Origin of the sequence: Pseudomonas sp. NPDC078416, from assembly GCF_050268485.1 — a bacterium.
Taxonomy (GTDB): Bacteria; Pseudomonadota; Gammaproteobacteria; order Pseudomonadales; family Pseudomonadaceae; genus Aquipseudomonas.
On sequence record NZ_JBNNGV010000035.1, the window covers coordinates 1 to 16,571 of the forward strand.

At 62.5% G+C, this 16,571-nt stretch carries 13 protein-coding genes; 7 read left to right on the forward strand and 6 right to left on the reverse strand.

From position 1 onward, the window contains the following. Positions 1-740 precede the first annotated feature (740 nt). On the reverse strand, positions 741-1,487 hold the full coding sequence (locus ACQKEN_RS22205; RefSeq protein ID WP_427688792.1) for a response regulator: 747 nt from the start codon (positions 1,485-1,487) through the stop codon (positions 741-743). Further along, positions 1,472-2,770 (reverse strand): GAF domain-containing sensor histidine kinase, encoded by a 1,299-nt coding sequence (locus ACQKEN_RS22210; RefSeq protein ID WP_427688794.1) that lies wholly within the window; start codon positions 2,768-2,770, stop codon positions 1,472-1,474. Before ACQKEN_RS22210 ends, ACQKEN_RS22205 begins: the two co-directional genes overlap by 16 nt. Before the next feature lie 259 nt (positions 2,771-3,029). On the opposite strand from ACQKEN_RS22210, the gene ACQKEN_RS22215 reads away from it, so the two are divergent. The 5 genes from ACQKEN_RS22215 to ACQKEN_RS22235 are packed head-to-tail and all read left to right on the forward strand — an operon-like array spanning position 3,030 to position 8,454. Then, complete coding sequence (locus ACQKEN_RS22215; protein ID WP_427688796.1) at positions 3,030-4,070, forward strand: ABC transporter substrate-binding protein; 1,041 nt, start codon at positions 3,030-3,032, stop codon at positions 4,068-4,070. Positions 4,071-4,129: 59 nt separating this feature from the next. Beyond that, positions 4,130-5,587, forward strand: a complete 1,458-nt coding sequence (locus ACQKEN_RS22220; protein WP_427688798.1) for a sugar ABC transporter ATP-binding protein — start codon at positions 4,130-4,132, stop codon at positions 5,585-5,587. Continuing rightward, on the forward strand, positions 5,584-6,573 hold the full coding sequence (locus ACQKEN_RS22225; RefSeq protein ID WP_427688800.1) for an ABC transporter permease: 990 nt from the start codon (positions 5,584-5,586) through the stop codon (positions 6,571-6,573). The genes ACQKEN_RS22220 and ACQKEN_RS22225 overlap by 4 nt, the downstream gene beginning before the upstream one ends. Next, positions 6,570-7,526, forward strand: coding sequence for an ABC transporter permease (locus ACQKEN_RS22230; protein WP_427688802.1), 957 nt, complete (start codon positions 6,570-6,572; stop codon positions 7,524-7,526). The genes ACQKEN_RS22225 and ACQKEN_RS22230 overlap by 4 nt, the downstream gene beginning before the upstream one ends. Positions 7,527-7,542: 16 nt before the next feature. Further along, the gene (locus ACQKEN_RS22235) at positions 7,543-8,454 is read left to right on the forward strand and encodes an SMP-30/gluconolactonase/LRE family protein (protein ID WP_427688804.1); all 912 of its coding nucleotides are present in this window, start codon (positions 7,543-7,545) and stop codon (positions 8,452-8,454) included. 46 nt (positions 8,455-8,500) lie between these two features. On the opposite strand, the gene ACQKEN_RS22240 is transcribed toward ACQKEN_RS22235, so the two are convergent. Next, complete coding sequence (locus ACQKEN_RS22240) at positions 8,501-10,525, reverse strand: methyl-accepting chemotaxis protein (RefSeq protein ID WP_427688806.1); 2,025 nt, start codon at positions 10,523-10,525, stop codon at positions 8,501-8,503. 376 nt (positions 10,526-10,901) lie between these two features. Between ACQKEN_RS22240 and ACQKEN_RS22245 the strand changes: the two genes are divergently transcribed. Then, positions 10,902-12,710, forward strand: coding sequence for an EAL domain-containing protein (locus ACQKEN_RS22245; protein WP_427688808.1), 1,809 nt, complete (start codon positions 10,902-10,904; stop codon positions 12,708-12,710). 244 nt (positions 12,711-12,954) lie between these two features. Here the strand turns inward: ACQKEN_RS22245 and gloA are convergent, their stop codons facing one another. Then, the gene (gloA, locus tag ACQKEN_RS22250) at positions 12,955-13,485 is read right to left on the reverse strand and encodes a lactoylglutathione lyase (protein WP_427688810.1); all 531 of its coding nucleotides are present in this window, start codon (positions 13,483-13,485) and stop codon (positions 12,955-12,957) included. A gap of 200 nt (positions 13,486-13,685) precedes the next feature. Between gloA and ACQKEN_RS22255 the strand changes: the two genes are divergently transcribed. Further along, positions 13,686-14,189: a DUF4946 domain-containing protein gene (locus tag ACQKEN_RS22255; protein ID WP_427688852.1), complete on the forward strand. Its 504-nt coding sequence runs from the start codon at positions 13,686-13,688 to the stop codon at positions 14,187-14,189. A gap of 492 nt (positions 14,190-14,681) precedes the next feature. Here ACQKEN_RS22255 and ACQKEN_RS22260 read toward each other — a convergent pair whose 3' ends face one another. Beyond that, a complete protein-coding gene (locus tag ACQKEN_RS22260; protein WP_427688812.1) occupies positions 14,682-15,047 on the reverse strand; it encodes a histone-like nucleoid-structuring protein, MvaT/MvaU family in 366 nt (121 codons plus the stop codon). A gap of 355 nt (positions 15,048-15,402) precedes the next feature. Then, entirely contained in the window at positions 15,403-16,500 is a 1,098-nt protein-coding gene (locus ACQKEN_RS22265) for a tetratricopeptide repeat protein (protein ID WP_427688814.1), read from the reverse strand. Positions 16,501-16,571: the final 71 nt, after the last annotated feature.

The window sequence follows — 16,571 nt, forward strand, 5'->3', positions numbered from 1 at the left end:
GGGCCCGCCGCCATCCGCCATCCATGGCGGGGGGCGGCTCTCGCGGCATCCATGCCGCTCGGCCCACTCCGCGAGACCTGCGTTCAGCCTGCACCCAAGTCGCGATTGGCGGTGTTTGAGCTTTCTGCGTATGAAGATCAAGATCAACAGCGCGTTTAGGTGGATCAAAAGCTTCCCGGCTGAAGCCGGTCCCACAGGGTATACGCGCTGCTTTTTGTGGGACCGGCTTTAGCCGGGAAGAGGCCAGCCCAGGCGCCGACATGATCGTTCCCACGCTCCGCGTGGTAACGCAGCGCCGGACGCTCGGCGTCCCGAAGACGACGCGCATTCAGGCCTGGGGAGGTGACGCGGAGCGTCACGGGATGCATTCCCACGCGGAGCGTGGGAACGATCAACGCGCACCGCTAGTGGGACCGGCTTCAGCCGGGAAGCGTTTGATCTGCTTGTGATCTGCGTTTGATCTTCGTACACAAAAAGTCCAGTCACCGCAAAAAGCGACTTGGGTGCAGGCTGAACGCAGGTCTTGCGGAGTGGGTCGAGCCGCAGGGATGCGGCGAGAGCGCCGTCAGGACATGGATGTCCGTTCGGCGCGGGCCCACGGAGCGAGACCGGAGTGAGGGTACTCCGACGAAGGAGGAGCCCAACCAGGAGCAAGCACCCTTGGTTACTTGGGGTGCTTTTCCAAGTAACTCGCCGAAGGCGAAACAGTCTGCCCCCAGGCAGACGCTCTTGACCTTCTCTCAGTCCCGTCCAACCCGCTGCCGCGCCGGGTTTTTCAGCCACAGTTGCAGTTCGGCTTCGGCCTGTTCCAGCGCGGTGCGGTTGAGCAGGCGGCGGAGCAGGGCGACGTTCACGGCGCGGGCGCGGAGGTTGAAGGCGGTGCTGCGCTCGCCGGCCGCATCGGGCTGGTAGACGCCAAGCTTTTCGTAAAGCTGTTGCAGCCGGTTCTGCACGCTGCGCAGCGACAGGTTGCGGCGGGTGGCGATGGTGCGGTCGGTCAGGCCCAAGGCGATGTCCTGCAGCACTTCGTATTCACCATCACTCAACCCGGACAACTGATCGTGGGCTTTGAGCTGCACGCCGCGAATCTCGCGGTCGATCACGCACTGCTGCTCGATGAACAGCCCCCGCAACGCCAGACGCAAGCGCTCTTCCGAGGCGGTCTTGAGGATGTAACCGTAGGCCGCGCCCTGGGGCACGATCCGCGCGATGCCCCGCACGTACGCCTCGTCCGAGTAGTTCGACCAGAACAGAATCGACGTGTCCGGCTGCTGCCGCCAAATCGTCTTGGCCGCTTCGACCCCAGTGCGGCAGGGCATCTGCAAGTCCATCACCACCGCATCCACCGGGCTTTCGCTGAACAACCGCTCGCCGATCTGGCCGTCTTCAGCCTCCAGCAAACGCGTGCATTCCGGCAGGGCCACTTCGATCACTTCGCGCAGGAACGCCCGATGCACCGGGTCGTCTTCAATCAGCAGGACTTGCATGGCGTCTCCGTTAAAAGCGCAGGCCCGGAAACAGCCGCCCCATCATCAACAACAGCGAGACCAGCCAGCGGCAGGCAGACCCTGACCCGGGTGCCTCGCTCGTCGGGCCCGCGTTCGATAAACAATTGTGCCGCCATCAGTTGCGCGCGCACCTGCATGTTCTGAATGCCGCCGCTGTTGAGCCGGTTGCCGACGTCCAGCCCCACGCCGTCATCGTCAATCGTCAGTTGCAACAGGCCGCCCGTGTGGCTGATGTGGATGACGATGCTGTCCGGCATCGCGTGCTTGATCGCGTTGTTCACCGCTTCCTGAATGATGCGGAACACCGCGACCTTCACCGACTCCGGCAAGCGATCGCCCATGCCGTCGGTGCTGTCCTGCAGACGGGTTTCGATGCTCAGGCCGCTGTCGCGCACGCTGCGCCGCAACAGGTCTTCAACGCCCTCTTCGAAGCCGAACAACTGCAGCACCGTCGGCTTGACCGCATCGATCAGTTGCCGCAGCTCCTGCATGCTGTCCTTGAGGGCGCGGGCAATGCCGCGCAAGTCCTCGCCCGGCACGCTGGGCAGGGTTTGCAGGCGGGCGATGCGGCGGTGCAGGCGGGTCATGTCGGCGAGGGTCTGGTCGTGCAAGTCCATACCGACCCGCTGACGCTCACGCTCCAGTTCTTCGGTCAGGCGCAGCGCGCCCTGGCGCAGACCTTCTTCTCGGGCACGCACCTGGGCTTCGGCGATCGCCAGTTGCTTGGCCTGTTCGGTCTGGCGCAGGGCGTACACGTAGGAGGCCAAAAGGTCGGCGACGTGCTGGGTGTGGCGCACGTCATCCAGCGTGTAGAAATGCTCGGTGTGTTTGGAGCAGCTCAGTGCACCAATGATTTCGCCCCGCGCGCGCAAGGGCACGTGCAGGCGGCTGCGCAAGCGGGCGTCGAAAATCGGGTGGTTGGCGGCGCCGGGGAAGGCGAAGCGCGCGTCGTTCATGGCGTCGTGGGTCAACAGAAACGCCTGCTCGCCCAACAGGACCGCCCGGATAGGACTGGTGTGCACCGGCATCGGCTGAGCGACATCGCCCCACAGCGTGTGCACGCCGCTTTCATAGGTGATGTGCTCGCGGCCGTCGAGGATGAACAGGCACACGTCGAGGTGATCGTGGGGCAGGATCGGGCTGATTTCCCGGGAGACGGCGTCGATCATCGACTGGAAATCCAGCTGGCCGGCGAGGGCGCGGGAAATACCGAGAAAATGATGCAGCACGTCTTCGGCAAGGGTGTGCGGTCGCTGTGCCATGGGCGTCAACCTGCTTTTATTGTTGGAATCGAACTCTTTTCAAGATAGAGCACGGAGCAGCCCGGTCATTATGGCCCCTGTGCGGCAAAAAGAACGCAGGATCCTGCAGGTTGCTTGCGGGATCCCGCATCAGGTCTGCACGATTGACCGCTGACGCTCCGCACCGGCCAGTGCAGACTCGCCGCGTACTGTTCGTAAAAGGTGCGACCGACGCCGTCGGCCACCCTGCAGCCCCCATAAAAATAACAAGGGTTCAACTATGAAAAGTCGTCGTCATCCGCTACGTCGTTCGTTGCTCTGTGTCGCACTGGCCGTGGCGCCCCTGATGGCCCTGCCTGTCGCTGCCCACGCCGATACGGGCGACAAGAAAATCGCGCTCTCCAACAATTACGCCGGCAACTCCTGGCGCCAACTGATGCTCGCCAGCTGGCAGCAGACCACCGACAAAGCCGTCAAGGATGGCCTGATCGCGTCGGCTGACAGCTTTACCACGGCGGAAAACCAGGCCACCGAGCAAGCCGCGCAAATCCAGAACCTGATCCTCCAGGGTTATGACGCCATCGTCATCAACGCGTCTTCGCCGACGGCGCTCAACGGCGCGGTGAAACAGGCCTGCGATGCCGGCATCATCGTCGTGTCCTTCGACGGCACGGTCTCCGAGCCTTGCGCCTACCGCATCTCCATGGACTTCAAACAGACCGGCATCGAGCAGATGGATTACCTGTCCGAGCGCTTCCCCAAGGGCGGCAACGTCCTGGAAGTGCGCGGCCTGGCCGGCGTGTCGGTGGACGAGCGCATTCACTCCGGCATCACCGCCGGCGCGCAGAAACACCCGAACCTGAAAGTGATCGGCGAAGTGAACGGCAACTGGTCACCGACCGTGGCGCAGAAAGCCGTTTCCGGCGTGCTGCCCAGCCTGCCGAAAGTCGACGCCGTGGTGACCCAGGGCGGCGAAGGTGTCGGCATTGCCCAGGCCTTTGTCGCGGCTGGCCGGCCGTTGCCGGCGATCATCTTCGGCAACCGCGAAGAAGAGCTGAGCTGGTGGAAAAAGCAAAGCGACAGCCAGGGCTATCAGAGCTTCTCGATCAGCAGCGGACCGAGCATTTCCAGCCTGGCGTTCTATGTCGCGCAGCAGCTGCTCGACGGCAAGCAGATGCCCCATGACCTGCTGTCGCCAGCGGTCATCGTCACTCAGCAGACCCTCGACGCCAGCCTGAAAGACCTGCCCAAGGGCGGGATCGTCAGCGAGACCTACAGCGTCGACGACGTCGCCAAGCTCAAGCCCGCCGCTTCCCTGTGAGCCTTTCCATTTGAGCACCGCGGGCCGCGCTGTCTGCGGCCCGCCAAGGAATTCCGACCATGAACGCAAATGGACCTGTGCGGGTGGCCTTCGCCGGCGCCGGCAAATCGTTCGGCGCCGTGCGCGCGTTGAGTGACGTCGACCTGAGCGTGCGCGCCGGCGAATGCCTGGGCCTGATCGGCCACAACGGCGCGGGCAAATCGACCCTGATGCAAGTGCTCGCCGGCACCCTGGCCGCCGATTGCGGGCAACTGCTGATCGAAGGCCGCGACCTGCGCGAAGGCTATTCGGTGCAAGTGGCGCGTCAGCACGGTATTCGCTGCGTGTTTCAGGAGCTGTCGCTGTGCCCGAACCTCAACGTGGCAGAAAACACCCGACTGATGTCACCGGCCTTGCGCGGCTTCGGCTGGCGGCGTCGGGCCGGTGCGCTGATCGAAGCGATGCTGGAGCAGATTTTCCCCGGCCACGGCATCGAAGCCGATGACATCGTCGCTGACCTGTCCATCGGCAAGCGGCAAATGGTGGAGATCGCCCGGGCGTTCATCAACGTCGACGAGCGTCTGGATCTGATCATCCTCGACGAGCCCACTTCGTCTCTCGACGCCCGGGTCGCCGAGCAGCTGTTGCGCCATGTCCGGCGGTTTGTCGAGGGCGGCGGCAGCATCGTGCTGATCAGTCATATCCTCGGTGAAATGCTCGGCACCTGTGACCGCATCGCGGTGATGCGTGACGGCAGAATCGTTGAAACCCGCGCCGCGCAAGCCTTCACCCACGACTCGCTGGTGGAAGTCATGGGCGGCACGGCGCGCGAACAGCAACAGGCGACTCAGGATTTCGCCTCCCGACGTGAGCAGGGCAGCCCGCGCGTGGAACAGCGCCCGGCGCGTCAGGCGGATGGACGTACGGTGCAGGCGTTTGCCGGGGAGATCGTCGGCCTGTCCGGGCTGGCCGGGCACGGCCAGAGCCAGTTACTGACCCAGGTGCTGCGCGACTGCGTCAAGCACGGCACCGGCGCCAGTTTCGTCGCCGGCGACCGCCAGACCGACGGCGTGTTCGCGCTGTGGTCCATCGGTGAAAACATCACCATCGGCTCACTCAACCAGCTCAAGCGCGGCCTGTTGCTGGATCCCGACGCCGAGCAGACCATGGCCGACGACTGGATGAAACGCATGAGCATCCGCACCCCGGACATGCGCAACCCGATCCTGTCGCTGTCCGGCGGCAACCAGCAAAAAGCGTTGTTTGCCCGGGCGCTGGCCTCCGACAGCCAGATCATCCTGATGGACGACCCCATGCGCGGCGTCGATGTGGGCACCAAGCGCGAGGTGTATTCGATTCTGATGGAGGAGGCCGCCCGCGGCCGTACCTTCATCTGGTACACCACCGAACTGGAAGAGCTGACCTATTGCGACCACGTGTATGTCTTCCGCGACGGTCAGGCCGTGCTCGACATGCCGCGCAGTGAACTGAGCGAGGAGCGCATCCTGCGCAGCTCCTTCGCCGAGGAAACCCCATGAATGCCCCGTTGAATTCCGTTGCCCGCGCACCCGTCGCGGCGCGCAATAACGCCGCACGCCGCGCCCGCATGCTCCGGGCCGCCTTGCCGGCGGTGTCGCTGGTGGTGTTGCTGGCGACCATCTTCATCATGCAGCCCCGGGCCATGAGCTACATGGGCCTGAACCTGATGCTCAACCTGGCGGTGCCGATCGCCCTGGCGACCATCGCGCAGATGCTGATCATCAGCGTCAACGATCTGGATCTGTCCATGGGCAGTTTCATCAGCTTCGTCGCCTGCGTCGCGGTGACGCTGCTCGATCAACACCCGTTTCTCGGCTGGCTGGCCCTGGCCGGGTGCGTGGGCGTGTATGCGGTGCTCGGCGCGCTGATCCACAGCCGCAACCTGCCGTCGATTGTCGTCACCCTGGGCATGTCCTTCATCTGGGTCGGCGGCGCGATCCTGCTGCTGCCGTCGCCCGGCGGGACGGCGCCGCAGTGGCTGCAAGCGCTGGTGCGAATCAAGCCGCCGCTGATTCCGCTGGCGATCATCGTCTGCATCGTGCTCGGGCTGGCGATGCACTTCTTCCTGATGCGCTCCACCGTCGGCGTGGTGCTGCGCGGGGCCGGCGGCAATCCGCTGGCGATCGCCAAGGCTGGCTGGTCGCTGCTGCGCATCAAGGTGGCGATGTACGCCATGGCCGGGGGCTTCGGCGTGTTGTCGGGGCTGTTTCTGGTGGGCCTGACCACGTCGGCCGACGCCAACGTGGCGCTGCGTTACACCCTGTTGTCCATCGCCGGGGTGATCCTCGGCGGCGGCGAGTTCGTCGGCGGGCGGGTGTCGCCCATGGGCGCGGTGCTCGGCGCGCTGACCCTGGTGCTGGCCGGTTCTCTGTTGTCGTTCATCCGCATCTCGCCCGACTGGCAGATCGGCGCCCAGGGCGCGATTCTGATTTTCGTGCTGGCGCTGCGTGCGGCGGTCAATCGTCTGGAGGTACGCCCGCTATGAGCACTTCAACTGTTGCAGCGCTGCGCGGCAAGCCATGGCTGTGGTCATTCCTGGCGGCGTTACTGATCTGGGCAGCGACGCTGGTGTTCACCGGCGGTCAGGGCGCAGGCGCGCTGCTCTCCGGGGCGCTGGCGTTCTCGACGTTTTTTGCGATTGTCGGCATCGGCCAGATGTTCGTCATCAGCACCGGGCCTGGCAATATCGACCTGTCGATCCCGGCCAACATCGCCTTGAGTGGCGCGCTGGGCATGAAGCTCATGGACGGCCAGGACGCGAACATCTGGCTGGGCGTGATCGGCGTGCTGGGCATCGGTGTGCTGGTGGGCTGCGGCAATTTCGCGCTGATCCGCCTTCTGCGCATTCCGCCGATCATCGCGACGCTGTCGGCCAGCTTCATCCTGCAATCCCTGGCCATTGCCTATGGCCGCAGCGTGCGGGTGCCGCCACCTGAGGGTTTCTACACCTTCGCCACGGGCCGCGTGTTCGGCGTGCCGTATCTGGCCATTGTGGTGATCGTCGTGGCGGTGCTCATGGGTTACGTGCTGACCCGCACCCGCTACGGCCGTTCGGTCCTGGCCATCGGGCAGAACGCCCGCGCCGCCGAACTGGCCGGCATCCGGGTTGGCCGCATGCGCTTCGCCACCTACGTGCTGTGTGCGGTGTTCGGCAGCCTCTGCGGCCTGACCCTGGCCGGGTTCTCCGGCGGTGCCTCACTGGGCATGGGTGAGGAATACCTGCTGGCCTCGATCGCCGTCGTGGTCATTGGCGGGACTTCGGTGGCCGGCGGGTTTTCCAACGTGCCGGGCATCTGGGGCGCGTCGCTGTTTCTCTACCTGCTGGTGAGCATGCTCAACACCTTCGGCGCCAGTGCCGGGGTGCGGCTGATCCTCACCGGCCTGATCATCATCGCGGTGATTACCGCTGTCAGCGGACGCAAAAATGCCCGCGCCTGAATTAAGGATCGAACCTGTGTCCGACGACCTCTACGAATGCCATGACAAGCGTTTCCACCGCCTGATCCTGCCCAACACCCAGCTTGAGCGCCTGTATGACCAGTGCCGCTGGGCCGAAGGGCCGGTGTGGTTCAACGACGGCGGCTATCTGTTGTGGAGCGACATCCCCAACCAGCGCATGTTGCGCTGGACCCCGGAGCAGGGCGTGTCGACGTTCCGCAGCCCGTCGAATTTCGCCAACGGCAACACCCGCGACCTGCTGGGCCGGCTGATCACCTGCGAGCACGGCACGCGCAGCGTCACCCGCACCGAACCGGACGGTTCGATCACGGTGCTGGCCGAGCGGTTTGAAGGTAAACGCCTGAACTCGCCGAATGATGTGGTGGTGCATCGCGATGGCGCGGTGTGGTTCACCGATCCGAGCTACGGCATCCTCACCGATTACGAGGGCTATCAGGCCGAAGAAGAGCAGCCGGGCCGCCACGTCTACCGCATCGACCCGGACAGCGGTGAGATTGCCTGCATGGCCAACGACTTCGTGCAACCCAACGGCCTGGCGTTCTCCCCGGACGGGCAGACCTTGTACATCGCCGATTCCGGTCGCTCCCACGATCCTGACGGGCCCCACCACATCCGCGCGTTCGAGGTCATCAATGGCCGCGAACTGGGCCGGTCACGGGTGTTCGCGGTGATTGAGCCGGGGGTGCCGGACGGTATGCGTGTGGATGTGCAGGGCAATGTCTGGACCAGCGCCGGCGACGGCGTCCAGTGCTTCGCTGCCGACGGCACCTTGCTGGGCAAGATTCGCCTGCCGGAGAAGGTTGCCAACCTGACCTTCGGCGGCCCGCGCCGTAACCGCCTGTTCATCACCGCCAACACGTCGTTGTACTCGGTGTACGTGGCGGTGGCGGGGGCCCAGGTGCCTTGAACGAGGGATGAATGGCGCGCGGCGTGTTGCGCTGCGCGCCCGGTCCTCAGAGTTTGAAGCGACCGACCACGGTGCGCAGTTCGCCGGCCAGCAGCGACAGTTCGTCCGCCGTTACCGCATTGTCCTCGATGCCTTCCATCAACACGAAGGTGCCGTTGCGGATCTCGGTGACGTTGCGGTTGATGTCCTCGGACACCGCGTGCTGCTGAACGGCAGCGCTGGCAATCTGGGTATTCATGCCAACGATCGATTCCACGCCTTCGTTGATCGCGTTCAGGCTCGAGGACGTTTGATCGGCCGATGTCAGGCAATCCTGCGCCCGGTCCTTGCCCGCTTTCATCTGCTCCACGGCAGCGGTGGTCGCCAGTTGCAATTGCTGGATGATCCGCTGGATTTCGGCGGTGGAGTTCTGCGTACGGGAAGCCAGGGTTCGCACTTCATCCGCCACCACGGCAAAGCCACGGCCTTGCTCGCCGGCGCGGGCGGCTTCGATAGCAGCGTTGAGGGCGAGCAGGTTGGTCTGGTCGGCGATGTTGCGGATCACTTCAATGACCCCGCCGATTTCCTGACTGTGCAGCGCGAGGGCCGCAACCTTTTGCGCGCTGAGGTCGACTTCGCCGGCCAGCGCCTCGATGGTCTGGCGGGTCTGCTGCATGACGCCCAGGCCTTTGCCCGATGCCTGGCTGGCCTGTTCCGCTGCACGCGCCGCACCTTCGGTGTTCTGGGCGACGTCGGCAACGCTGGCGGTCATTTCGTTGATCGCCGTGGCGACCTGTTCGGTTTCACCCTGCTGGGCGTTCATCGACACTTTGGCGCGGTCGATGGATGCACTCAGGCGGGTTGCGGCGTCTGACACCGAGCTCGAACTGCGCTCGACCTGGGCGAGGGATTCACCGAAAGCCTGGACCATGTGATTCAAGCCGGTGCCAATGTCGGCCATTTCGTCTTTGCCGGCGACGTTGACCCGTGCGGTGAGATCGCCCTGGGCGATGCGGCGGGTGGCGCCCAGCATGTCTTCCATGGCCCGACGCATGGCGCTGTAGATCCCGCTGAAGGCATAGATCAGCAGCAGGCCGGCGATGGCGAACATGGCCAGCATGGCGGCGCGTTCTGCCGACTTGTCCTGAACCCGTTGCTCCAGCACCGCAGACAGTGCCGCCTGCAAGGCGTCCTGCGCCTTGTACAGCTCGGCGACCACGGCGTTGCCTTTGGCCGGCAGCCCCTGCATGCCGCTGATGGTGTTTTGCGGTGAGGCGATCAGCGTTTCCATGTCATTGCGAAAACCATCCAGGCTCGAGAGCCCGCTGGTGACAGGGGACTGGATGCGATCGGCAAGGGTCGGCTCTTTGCGGCGCAGCAGGCTCAGACTCTGCAGTAGCTCCTGGCGAATCTGGGCTTCTTGCTTGAGCAGCGATTTGAGCGTCCCACGGGTGGCATCTGTCAGCGGCTGGCCTTCGTGCAGGCCGCTGGCAAGGCCGCGCAACTGGCCGACGATATTAATCTGTCGCGGCAGCCGCAGCGTGCTTTGATCGATAAGGAACAGCGACGCGTAGTCTTCGTCGAGGGCCATCCCGGAGGTGGCGGAAACGTAGTAGACGAAATTCAGCGTCTGGGTCAGTTGGTCACTCCACCCGTCAAACATGCTCGCCTGATCGGCCCCGGTTTTAATCTGGCTGATCAGCCCGTCGGCCACGGAACGCAGGCGCTGCACGCGGTCGCCGGTTTCCAGCTCGACGGTGAACTGGCGGTCGGTGCTTTCCAGTGTGGTGAAGGCTTCCTGCAGTTTGGCCTGGTTGGCCGCGAGGTCAGGCTGGGCTGTTTGATCCCCGCTGAGCAGGCGGTTGGTCAACGCCCGTTGCAGCATCGAAAGGCGCAGCACGGGGGTGACGTCCATCAGGTAGCGCTGACCCACTTGCTCGGCAGTTATGTTGTCGATGCTGGCGTTAAGCTGATGCAGCAGACGCGCACCCAGCAGGGTCAAGGGCAGCAGAACGATGATGGCCAGGAGTGCAAACTTGGCGGGAAAGCGCAGGCGGTTGGTCAGGTACACGGCAGGGGCAAGAATATTCATGCAGCTCTCACAACCCCGAAACGGGGCAATTGGGTTTTTGTCGGTGAGAACGGTCCTTTTTCTCGGGGTTCAGTGGTGTTGGCGACGTTTTGCGGGAAGCGTCAGGGCTAACTGCGCGTCACTCTGATCCATCTGTCGGCCCCGATCGTATTAACTTTATAAAAAGTTTTACAACAGAATATATTTGTATAACTTTGGAACTGAAGCGATTAAGTGATGTCTTTGTGATATCACTTTTCTCGGCTCGGCCGAACTCTCTTTTTGCCTCTGATCGTAGATACCGACCTTCCGTCATGATCGTGTGGTAATGACGTGCGATGAGTAGTGGCCATGAGATATCATTCAACCCGTATTTTCAGAACCGAGGGCACATGCCATGAACTGTTCGCTGGAAACTGAGCAGAAGCGCCTGTCCGCGGTTCACGCTTTGCAATGGCTGGAAACCGCACACAGTGAGGATTTCGACCGCCTCTGTCGCCTGGCTGCTGCGCACTTTCGCGTGCCGACGGTGCTGGTCTCGCTGGTGGAAAAAGACCGCCAGTGGTTCCCCGGTCGGGTAGGTTTCGACGCGAATCAGACGCCCATCGAGCAGTCGTTCTGCCGCTACACCATTCAGAATTCCGGCGTCATGGTGGTCAATGACGCCACGCTGGACCTGCGCTTCGCCGACAACGCGCTGGTCACCCGACCTGATGGCATCCGTTTCTACGCCGGGGCGCCTTTGTGCAATCAGCACGGCGATGTACTCGGCAGCTTTTGCCTGATCGACTCAGTCCCGCGCACGCTGCAGCCTGACGAAGTGGCTGTGCTCGAAGATTTTGCGCAACTGGTCATGGCCCAGGTCGAACAGTGCCAGGCGATGCGCTACCGCCACCCTGTCAGCCGCCTGCCCAACTTGCAGCAGTTCCTGCTAGATACCCAGGGCGTTGAGGTGACCGCAAGCCAGGTGAGAGTCATGGTGGTCATCCGCACCCAGCCGGTGGCGAGCGCTGCGGATGTCAGCGTGACCAGCAACCTGGATGCACAGCAGGCACGCCGCGACATGGCCAACTGCTTGCATCGCCGTCTGGATGGCATCGCCGAGCTGTATCACGTCAGCGACCAGGATTTCTGTGTGCAGATGACCTGCGACCGGCCTCGCCGGGACGATCTGGTTCGCATGCTGTTGGCGCTGATCACCGAGCCTTTTACTCATCAGCAGATTGCCGTGGGGCTGGCGTGCTGTGACGACGGACTGAACTCCGCCGCTGCGCTCATGGGCAAAGCGACTCACGCGGCGGGGAGGGCGGTTTATCGACAGGTGCCGTGGGCGGCGTATGACGAAGCGGAGGATTGCGCCCAGCGGCGCGCCTTGACCCTGCTCAACGAACTCGCCGGGTCGTTGGTCAGTGGCGACATCTATCTGGAGTACCAGCCGCGTTTCAGCCTGCAGGATGGCCGTCTGCTCAGCGTCGAGGCGTTGATTCGCTGGACCCATCCGATGCTGGGCAAGATCTGGCCAAGCGAATTCATTCCGTTGATCGAGAGCGCCGGCAGGATCAGCACGGTGACCCGATGGGTCATTGATCGGGCGCTGAGCGACCTCAGCGGCTGGATCGACGAAGAGGTGCGTCTCTCGCTCAACCTGTCGCCGCTGGACTTCGCCGATCTGGACATCGCTTTGACGCTGCAGAGCGCCTGCGACCGGCACGGCGTCAAACCGGCTCGGCTGGAAGTCGAGATCACCGAAGGCGAATGGATTCGAGCGGACAAGCGCGTCATTGCTCAGCTCACCCGCATCCGCGAGCTGGGCGTTGACGTGGCCATCGATGATTTCGGCGCGGGCTACAGCAACTTTGCCTACCTGCACGAAATCCCGGCCAACATCCTCAAGCTGGACAAATCCCTGGTCACGGACCTAGAGACTAATCCGCGCAATCGCATCATCGCCCGGTCCGTGCTGCATCTGGCCAGCGAGTTGGGCTATCGCACCGTGGCGGAAGGCGTCGAGACCTTTCGCTGCATGAGCCTGGTGCGTGAGTTCGGCTGCGAAGAAGCCCAGGGCTATTTCCTGAGCCGGCCGCTGAAGCTGCAGCAGCTTAAACAGCAGTGCCAGAACATCGCGCTGACATTCACCCCCGAACCGTCGAACGCGCAGGTTTTTGCGGATCTGGCTGATACGGATCAGGTGATAGAAGCGGCCTGACGCCTGACGTCTTCCCGGCTAAAGCCGGTCCTACGGTCGAGGTCATCGCTGGATGCACGCACTGCTTTTAGTGGGACCGGCTTCAGCCGGGAAGGGGCCCGCATGAACACCCACACTTTTGCGGCGTGACGCCTGACGCCTTCCCGGCTAAAGCCGGTCCTGCAGACGACGTCAAAGCCGGTCCCACGGTCCGGGTCCTGCCGGTCCTGTCCCGATCACGGCCGGTCCTGGTGATCGAGCGAGATTAATCGCCCGTTACCGGCGTCGGCTGGATGATTTCCACCCAGTAGCCATCCGGGTCCTTGATGAACGCCAGGCTTTTCATGCGGCCGTCGGTCAGGCGTTTCTGGAAGTCCACGCCCAGCGCCTCAAAGCGCGCGCAGGCAGCCTTTACATCAGGCACCGAGATGCAGATGTGACCGAAGCCGCGTGGGTCGGCGTTGCCGTTGTGGTAAGAAAACTCAGGGTCTTTTTCGGTACCGTGGTTATGGGTCAGTTCGAGTACGCCAGGGATGCCCTTCATCCATACGTTGCGCGCGGCGTCGTCCTGCGGGATCTGTGCTTTATCCACCAGCGCCAGGAAGTACAGGCTGAATTCCGCTTCCGGGAAGTCACGCTTCTCCACCAGGCTGAAACCCAGCACGCGGGTGTAGAAGTCCAGGGAAGCGGTGGCGTCCTTGACCCGCAACATGGTGTGGTTGAACACGAATTGTGCGGTCGAAGCGTCCGGGGTGGCCGTGACGCCGGGGAAAGTGTTCAGGTCGTGCAGACTCATGGTTGTCTCCGGGTTAACGCTAAAATGTTGCGTAATGATACGGGCTCATGGGCAATGCGCCAAACCGAAGGCGCATAAAGCGCTGCTTTCGGCTTGTGGGCAAGGAATGACCGGCTCACACTTCGCGGCTCGACATTCAGGTACCGCCCATGCATCTCTCATTGCGCTCATGCGCCCGCGTTGCTTTCTGTTTCGTGCTGATGATTCCGGGCGTCGCGTCTTCGGCCGACGCCATGATCATCTGGCCCGAAGGCTGGGAAGTTGAAGCGCTGCCCCAGCCGCCGGCGAGCGAAGGTCAGCCCGCCGTGCAAATACGACAGCGGGCGGTTAAAAACGATCAGAACGGTGATCCGGCCATGGTGGTTGAACTGACCCAGACGCAGCTGCAGCCCGGTCATTCGGTCAACGTGCAGAGCGTGCTGCTGGAAATGCGCAAGGCGGTGCAGGTCAATTTCGCCCGAGGCGGCTTTCAGAGCGTCTGTACGCGGATGAAGGACAGCACGCTGAGCGACATCCCTGCCATGGAAACCACGTGCACCATCACCCAGAACGGCAATCACGTCATGACCCAGACGCTGGTGGCGGCGGCGAGTCCGGAATTGGCGTGGTCGTTGTCGTACGCCGGCTCGGCGCAAGGCTACGCGGCCCATAAAGACGAGGTGTTGCAGATCAGAAATGGCTTGCGCCTGGGATCGGCGCCGTAGGTGGAGGCGGGGTTTACACAAATCGCAGGCATAAAGAAGCCCGCCGAAGCGGGCATTGGGGCACTAATCCTTTAGTAGCCTCCATCCTCTACAACCCGGTGTGAAAAAAATGTGAAGCTCACTGGCCATTCGGCCGCAGAGAGAAATTTCATCTCAGGGTGTATGAAGGCTCATAGCCAGCTTTCACCCTTTCCCAAACCTGTGTGAAGGGATAATCAGGCCGAAGAAGCTTGAGGGTTGAGCATGCTATAAGCCACCGGTGCATTGAAAGCGATATACCCCACTATTGCGAATCTGTTCAGCTAATTGTCAGGTTGAATATTAAACGCAGACGTTGCACCCCCACCCATTATTTAAAATCCGTAAGACATCGGTCGAAATCATCCGCGTTTAAACTACTTGTTTCATTGCCATACCCCTGCACTTGCGCAGCAGCTCCGCGAGCAGAGCTTCCTCTCAATGTTGCAGGACACTGTTGCAGAGAACAGAGGACTAACGGCCGCGCAACCAGGAATCAACGGTTTCAGCGCCGTATTGTATTTTCCAGTTTTTCAAACCGCGATGGTTGCCGCCCTTGGTCTCGATGACTTCGCCGGTGTGGGGATTCTGATAGACCTTGACGACCCGCGGGCGGCGGCGTTTCGGGGCCGCTGGCGTTGCGTTGGACGCACTCGAGTGTGGGTCGAGGATGGCGATGATATCGCGCAAGGTCTTGTCGTACGTGCTCATCAGGGCCTGGAGCTGCTGCTCGAACTCGATTTCCTTCTTCAGTCCGGCGTCGTTCTTCAGATACTCCAGCTGGGCCAGCTGCTCCTGAAGGGCTTTTTCTGCTGCGCGAAACTCGGCAAGTCTGGACAAAATGATACTCCGGCAATTAATGGCTGTTGTCAGCTCAATACAAGCAACGATGCAAGCAAATAGACGCGCATCCGGGTCTGCTGCTGTTGGACTCGCCACTTTCTACCTGCCCTTGACATCAGGGTCAGCCGTCGACACTAACTTCATGGAAATGAACGAAGGTATCAAGACGGGGTAGTGCAGTTGTGGCGCGAGTAAATAATGCACGTTTTTTCCGCGTTGTAAAATAGCGGATGACTCATTGTCAGGTAAAACATCTCGGCGACGATAAGCGGGTCTGACAAGAAAAAAATAATAGGCGCTAAACGTTGTAAGTCATTTCTTATACTTTAGCGCTAATGGAAACTGTGCCGGCCTAGAGCCCTTGCTGCAGGGCAGGATCATCTGCGTTGAGCTGCTCCAGTTCAGCCAGCAGCACCTGCACTTTTTGCAGCTGCCCGGTCTCTGTCCAGTAACGGATCAGCAGAATTCTCGCGCGGCGGTCGGCGGGTTCGCGCTGCAGGATGTCCTCCAGCTGACGCTGCGCCGCTTCCAACTGATCAAGATCGTGAAGGGCGACGGCGAGGTCGTACCGGTAACCGGTGTTGTCCGGTTCCAGCTCGATGGCCCGGGTCAGCGGGAGCAGGGCGTATTCGTTCTGTTTATGACGCAGCAGCCACTGGCCAAGTGCGTGTTGCGCCAGCGCCGACTGCGGCTGTTTCTCCAGCCACTGGGCGAGCAACTGGCGCGAGCGGTCGGCCTGGCCCTGGCGGTCGAGCAACTGCACCAGCGCCAATCCGGTCTCCAGGTTGTCCGGTTCCAATTGTGCGGCCAGTTCCAGGGCATCGATCGCCTTTTTCGGGGTGCCGTTGTTGACGTAGAGCCGCGAGAGCGCGAGCTGGCGTTGCGCGCTAGGCGGCTGGGCGGTCAGCGCCTGTTCATATTGCTGAGCGACTTCCTGCAACGCGCCGTAGTACAGGCCCACTTCATCCGGGCTCAACGGCAGCAGAGCCCGCACCGCGCTGAAGCGCACCTCATCGTCGGGATCGTCCAGCAGCGGGCCGATCAGCATGCTGCGTTGTTCTTCCGGCAGCATGGACGTCACCGTTTGGATGGCTGCCTGCTGCACCAGCGGAGCAGGGCGCGTGAGATCGCCGCGTAGAATTTTCAGGGCCTGCGGGCCCGGGTAGTTGACCAGCTCGGCGAGCAAGCCTGCGCGACGAATATCCGACAGGTCGGTGCGACTGAATTGCTGATACAGCACCCGCGCGGCGCCGGGCTTGCCGCCATGGGCCTGCTCCAGTGCTTCGGCGTAGCTGTGATTGACCTGCGGTGCGGCCGGCGGCGCGTGCCAGTTTCGCACCAGCATCGCCATGGCGATGATCAGCAGCAACAGCGCCAGCGCAATGACCACCTGCCAGCGGCGTCGAGCCTTGAGCTGGGCGGGTGTGCGCCGGGAAGACGATTCAGACATATCGGTTTCCGTGTGTGCGTGTGCAGCAGCTTCGGGGAGAGACCGCCGGGTGTCAAACGCTGCGGGGATGG